This is a genomic window from Streptomyces sp. NPDC006265, assembly GCF_040613555.1.
In the GTDB taxonomy this organism is placed as follows: Bacteria; Actinomycetota; Actinomycetes; order Streptomycetales; family Streptomycetaceae; genus Streptomyces.
The window spans coordinates 1-3,811 of the sequence record NZ_JBEXSH010000865.1 but is presented as its reverse complement, the minus strand read 5'-3'; the positions used below and the strand labels follow the sequence as shown (position 1 = coordinate 3,811).

Annotated in this window: 5 protein-coding genes and 1 pseudogene; 2 read left to right on the top strand and 4 right to left on the bottom strand. The window is 70.3% G+C overall.

Features of this window, described 5'->3' with window-relative positions; all coding sequences use genetic code 11:
- Together ABZ281_RS41720 and ABZ281_RS41715 are read right to left on the bottom strand one after the other, a co-directional pair.
- Window positions 1-303, bottom strand: a 303-nt coding sequence (locus tag ABZ281_RS41720; RefSeq protein WP_356663153.1) for an ATP-binding cassette domain-containing protein, incomplete at its 3' end; no start/stop codon positions are given.
- Window positions 300-425 (bottom strand): annotated as a pseudogene (locus tag ABZ281_RS41715) (molybdate ABC transporter permease subunit); the annotation flags it as partial. The gene ABZ281_RS41720 and the pseudogene ABZ281_RS41715, both read right to left, overlap by 4 nt.
- 32 nt (window positions 426-457) lie before the next feature.
- Between ABZ281_RS41715 and ABZ281_RS41710 the strand changes: the two are divergent.
- Both ABZ281_RS41710 and ABZ281_RS41705 read left to right on the top strand, forming a co-directional pair.
- The gene (locus ABZ281_RS41710; RefSeq protein WP_356663152.1) at window positions 458-616 is read left to right on the top strand and encodes a hypothetical protein; all 159 of its coding nucleotides are present in this window, start codon (window positions 458-460) and stop codon (window positions 614-616) included.
- A 130-nt stretch (window positions 617-746) separates the two neighbouring features.
- Window positions 747-1,760, top strand: a complete 1,014-nt coding sequence (locus tag ABZ281_RS41705) for an NAD(P)H-dependent glycerol-3-phosphate dehydrogenase (protein ID WP_356663151.1) — start codon at window positions 747-749, stop codon at window positions 1,758-1,760.
- A gap of 456 nt (window positions 1,761-2,216) precedes the next feature.
- Here ABZ281_RS41705 and ABZ281_RS41700 read toward each other — a convergent pair whose 3' ends face one another.
- Complete coding sequence (locus ABZ281_RS41700) at window positions 2,217-2,942, bottom strand: hypothetical protein (RefSeq protein WP_356663150.1); 726 nt, start codon at window positions 2,940-2,942, stop codon at window positions 2,217-2,219.
- Window positions 2,943-2,972: 30 nt separating this feature from the next.
- Complete coding sequence (locus ABZ281_RS41695) at window positions 2,973-3,659, bottom strand: pentapeptide repeat-containing protein (RefSeq protein ID WP_356663149.1); 687 nt, start codon at window positions 3,657-3,659, stop codon at window positions 2,973-2,975.
- Window positions 3,660-3,811: the final 152 nt, after the last annotated feature.

Here is a 3,811-nt window from a genome sequence, read left to right as displayed (position 1 = left end):
AGTTCCGCTTCCGCGCCCGCTCCGGTGGAAGACGACACCGACGGGACGGGTCTCCGGCGGCGTACGGTCCAGCTCCGTGCCGTCCAGCCGCAGATGCCCGCCGGAGAGCGGGGTCAGTCCGGCGAGGGCGCGCAGCGCGGTGGTCTTGCCGGCGCCGTTCGGCCCGAGCAGGGCGACGACCTCGCCGGGCGCGACGGTCAGCGCCACGTCGAGACGGAAGGCCCCGCGGTCCACGACGAGGCGGGCGTCGAGCCCGTCCGCCGCGGTGCCGGTGTGCGTGTCCTGCTCGTGGTTCCGGGTCATCCGGCACGCATCCATCGGTCGCGCAACCCGGCGAGCACCGCGATCGACACCGCCAGCAGCACCACGCTGAGGGCGATCGCGGCCTCCGGGTCGCTCTGCAGGGCCAGGTAGACGGCCAGGGGATGTCCTCGACATCCAGGCCCGGGTCCGCGAGGTGTACCAGGCGGTCACCGGCGAACCCGGCTCCTTCCCGGCCCTGGGGCGGGTGGTGCGCATCGATGCCGCCCAGGACCGCGCCATGGTCCTGCACACCGCCTGGCAGGCCCTCGACCAGTACGGCCTGCTGCCTGAACTTCAAGGAGGAGTTGCGTGAGCACGCACATGGAGGCGGGCGTAGCCTCGCTCGGAGGGCGGCTGGCCCAGGCCGTCCTTGATCGGTGTCCGCTGCGGACGGTGCGAGACCGCCGGAGCGGCCGGCCCGCGCATCCCGGAAGGACACCGCAGTGACCCAGGACCGTTCCGCCCGGGTGGCGGTGTTCTCTGCTGGCTCATGGGGTACCGCCGTCGCCAAGATCATGGCTGATGCCGGGAGCGACGTCCTCGTATACGCGCGCCGCAGCGAGATCGCCGACGCGATCAACACCCAGCACCGCAATCCGGGCTACTTCCCCGACGTGGACCTGCCGCAACGCCTGGCGGCCACCACCGACCCCGCGGTCGCGCTGGACGGCGCGGACTTCCTCGTCCTGTCCATCCCCGCCCAGTCCCTGCGCGGCAGCCTCGCTGCGTGGGCCCCGCTCATCGGTCCCGACACCGTGATCGTGTCGCTGATGAAGGGCATCGAACGAGACACCGACCTGCGGGCGAGCGAGGTCATCACCGAGGTCACCGGCATCCCCACCAGGCGCGTGGCCGTGCTGTCCGGGCCGAACCTCGCCCGCGAGATCATGGCAGGACAGCCCGCCGCCGCGACCATCGCCTGCCCCGACGAAACGGCCGCCATCCGCGTCCAACAGGCGTGCCATACTGCGTACTTCCGGCCCTACACGTCCACCGACGTGGTCGGATGCGAACTCGGCGGCGCGGTCAAGAACGTCATCGCGCTCGCGGTCGGTATCGCCTCCGGGATGAGCCTGGGCCACAACGCCCAGGCCATGCTCATCACCCGAGGCCTCGCCGAGACCACCCGCCTGGCCGTGGCCATGGGTGCGCACCCCGCCACCCTCTCCGGCCTGGCCGGCCTCGGCGACCTCGTCGCCACCTGTTCCTCCCCGCTCTCCCGCAACCGCACCTTCGGCACCCACCTCGGTGCAGGCCTGAGCGTGGAAGAGGCGACCGCGGCCACCCGACAGACCACCGAGGGCGTCAAGAGCGCCCAGGCCGTCCTCGGCCTGGCCCACGCCTATGGCGTCGACATGCCCATCACGGACGTGGTCACCGCGCTCCTGAACGGCAAGATCACCCGTGACCAGGCCACGGCCGCGCTGATGCAGCGCCCGCCCAAACCCGAACGCTGACCCACGGCGCCCCCGCACCCTGAAGGGCTTCAATGCGGAGAGAAGTTGACCCTGCCGGAACCCGATGCTCTTGCACCCTCACCCCGAGCGGAGGGGCCGTGGCATCCCGTCCAGGGGAGGTGCTGCTTTGCGAGACAGAAGAGCGGGCCCGGGGCGCGTCACATCGGCCGTCGTACAGGTCAGCCAGGAGCGCGAGGGCGTCGTCGCTGATCTTGTTGATCTGTTCGCGTTCCGGGGTGCCGAAGCTCCTCGGGTGCGAAGCGTTCGACGATGCCGCGAGCACCTTCCGTCACGACTTCGTTGGGCAGGGGCCTGCGCTCCTCGATCGCGGTGAAGGCGTCGTTGACGATCCGCGCGGCTTCTCGGTAGCGAACTCGGCTAGGGCGGGATGCGGCGCCCTCGCGTCCACGCTCGAGTCTCCTGGTCCATGAACTCGGTCTCGTGGCTGATGATCGGTCATGACGCGTTCGGTGGTCGGCCGAGCCAGAAGGCGGCGACGGAGGGCTGGTCGATTCCGGCGGTCGAGCCGTCGTGAGCAAGGAACTCGGTCGGAGCTATGTAGCCGTCGCCCGGTTCGAGGCGGATGCGCAGGCAGCGCAGCGGGTTTCCTGCGGCGACGTACCGGCGGATGTCCTCGGTGTGGGGGTGGTGGCGGTCCAGGTCGGCGAGGAACGTGCGGCAGATCTGCTGGATGTCGTGGTCGGCGATGAGCAGGTAGCGCGGGCCGGGGCCGAGGTTGAGGCAGAGACGGCGGCGGCCCTGGTGGCGTCTGGGGTACGGCAGCCGGTCGAAGTTGTCGACGTGCAGGCCGATGCGTCGGCCGGTGGTGGAATCCTCTGTGGTGGTGGTCCAGTTGCCGGGGCTGGACGCGCATCCCAGGAGATTGGTGGGCCAGCGCCCGTTGAGGGGGTCGAGGCGGGCGGCGATTTCGAGCCGGACGGACAGGTCGTCCGGGTCGAGCGGCGGCAGCGATCGGCGTACGAGCTCGATGCGGATGCTGTCGGGCGTCGAGTCGTCGGCCTGGTGCCGCTCGGCCTCGTCGGAGGTGAGGGGTACCCAGTCGTCGCTGGGGACGATGGCGCCGTGGTCGTAGCCGGGCACGCTGCCGGTCTGCCGGACCGGTGCGGTGTCGCACCGGCCGCGTATGTCGTCGTACGTGTCGAATACGAGTCGCGGGCCCATGGCCGTGCCTTCCGAGGGCGGGTGCGGGGGCTACTTGTCGTTGAGGTCTTCACCGAAGGTGACGTCCAGCTCGGCGGCGAGGGCCTCGGCCAGCTGAAGTGTCTGGGCGTGGTCGATGACGACCTGCTTGAGCGAGGCCAGGCCGCGAAGCTGGGAGAGGTCGTTGCCCCGAAGGTCCAGGCCGCGGTACTTCCCGCCGTCGAACTCGGTCAGCCGTAGATCGCAGTCGTCGATCAGGGCGGCCCCGAGGTCAGCGGCGGCGAAGGTGGTCTCGCGCAGCGAGCACTTGGCGAAGATCACGGGGCCGGTGGCCCGGACGCGGGTGAGGGTGCTGTAGTCGAGCTTGCAGTTCTCGAACAGGACGTTGTCGAGCGTCACGTCTTCGAGTGCGGCGCCCATGAGCTTGCAGTCGCGGAAGACGGCTCGGGAGATCTTGCTGTCGGTCCACTGCAGGGAGGACAGGTCGCAGCCGGTGAACTCCACGGAGTCGACGCGGAGCTTCTCCAGGCGGGTGCGCTGGGCCTTGAGGCCGGTGATCCGCCCGTCCATCAGGTGGGTGTCGGCCAGGTCGAGGTCCCGCAGGTCGGCGTCGGCGTAGTGGAACTCCGCCACCCGGCCACGGCCGCCCTCCAACGAGGTGACGTTGGAGAGGTAGAGGCCCGGCTCGTTCAGGGCGGGGAGCGTGACGCTCGTACGGCGGATCGTGCGGGTGTCCATCAACAGCCTTTCAGCGCAGTGGCTCGGTCGCCGGGGCGGGGGGGGGGGGCCCGGCGGGGGGCCCCGGCGGGGGGGGCCGCGGGGGGGATGGTTTTTTTGTGTTTGTGGGGGGGTGGGGGTTTGGGGGTGTGTGTTTTGTCTCATTAAGATTT

Bases quoted from the DNA above. Each gene is read 5' to 3' on its own strand.
- ABZ281_RS41700 (WP_356663150.1), bottom strand. From the start codon at position 2,942: ATGGGCCCGCGACTCGTATTCGACACGTACGACGACATACGCGGCCGG.
- ABZ281_RS41695 (WP_356663149.1), bottom strand. From the start codon at position 3,659: ATGGACACCCGCACGATCCGCCGTACGAGCGTCACGCTCCCCGCCCTG.